Annotated in this window: 1 protein-coding gene and 1 pseudogene; one reads left to right on the forward strand and one right to left on the reverse strand. The window is 78.5% G+C overall.

Translation table 11 applies throughout. The features are described 5' to 3' along the window. Positions 1–778, forward strand: a 778-nt coding sequence (locus AOK22_RS39080; RefSeq protein ID WP_055703355.1) for an SGNH/GDSL hydrolase family protein, incomplete at its 5' end; no start/stop codon positions are given. Between the two features lie 24 nt (positions 779–802). Here AOK22_RS39080 and AOK22_RS39085 read toward each other — a convergent pair. Then, positions 803–1,017: pseudogene (locus AOK22_RS39085) on the reverse strand (biotin-dependent carboxyltransferase family protein); the annotation flags it as partial.

Raw genomic sequence — 1,017 nt, forward strand, 5'->3', positions numbered from 1 at the left:
CCCCGTCGACGGGGCGTGGCGGGGCTGGGCCGCCCTGCTGGCCGAAGGGCTCGCGGCAGACGAGGCCTCCGTGGAGTTCCACAACCTCGCCGTCAGCGGAGCCCAGACCGCCGACGTGCGGCGGCGGCAACTGCCCGCGGCGCTCGCCCTGCGCCCCGATCTCGTGTCCGTCGTCGTCGGCGTCAACGACACCCTGCGCCGCACCTTCGACATCCACTCCGTGGCCGCCCGCCTCGACGAGATCTACGCGGCCTGCGCCGACGCGGGCGCCGTGCTCCTCACCGCCTGTCTGCCCGACCCCGGCGCGATGCTCGGGCTGCCCGGCGCCCTCGCCCGGCCGCTGGCCCGACGGCAGCGCGCGGTCAACGCCGTCGTCCACGCCCTCTCCGAGCGCTACGAGGCCGTCCATCTGCACGCCGCCGAGGGCGACCTGGCCGCCGACCGTGCCCTGTGGAGCGCGGACCGGCTGCACCCCGGCGAGCGCGGCCACCGCCTCTTCGCGGCCCGCTGCCACGGGCTTCTCGCGGCGCGCGGGCTCGCCGCCGGCGCGGCGCCCGCCCGCGAGCCCGAGCGGCCGCCGCCCACCCGGTCGGCGAGCCTGTGGTGGCTGGCCACCGCGGGCACCGGCTGGGTGGCGCGCCGCTGCACCGATCTGCTGCCCCAGCTCCTCGCCCTCGCGGCCGAAGAGGTGCGGCATCAGGCGCGGGGCACGAGCGTCCGGCTGGACCGGGGCGCCTCGCTGGCGGTGGCGTCGGCGCTCGCGGCCCTTCCGGCCTGATCCCGGTGCCTGCCGGCCCTTCGGTCAGCGCCTGCCCGATCCGACGAACCGCACCGGCGTACCGGGCGCAGCCTGGGCCGCCGCCGCGAGGTCGGCCTCCCGGACGACCGCCACCACCGGGTAGCCCCCGGTGGTGGGGTGGTCGGCGAGGAAGACGACGGGACGGCCGTCCGGGGGCACCTGGACGGCGCCCAGAACCATCCCCTCGCTGGGCAGTTCGCCCTGGAGCGCGCGCTCCA

This window comes from Streptomyces silaceus, from assembly GCF_001419745.1.
Classification (GTDB): Bacteria; Actinomycetota; Actinomycetes; order Streptomycetales; family Streptomycetaceae; genus Streptomyces; species Streptomyces silaceus.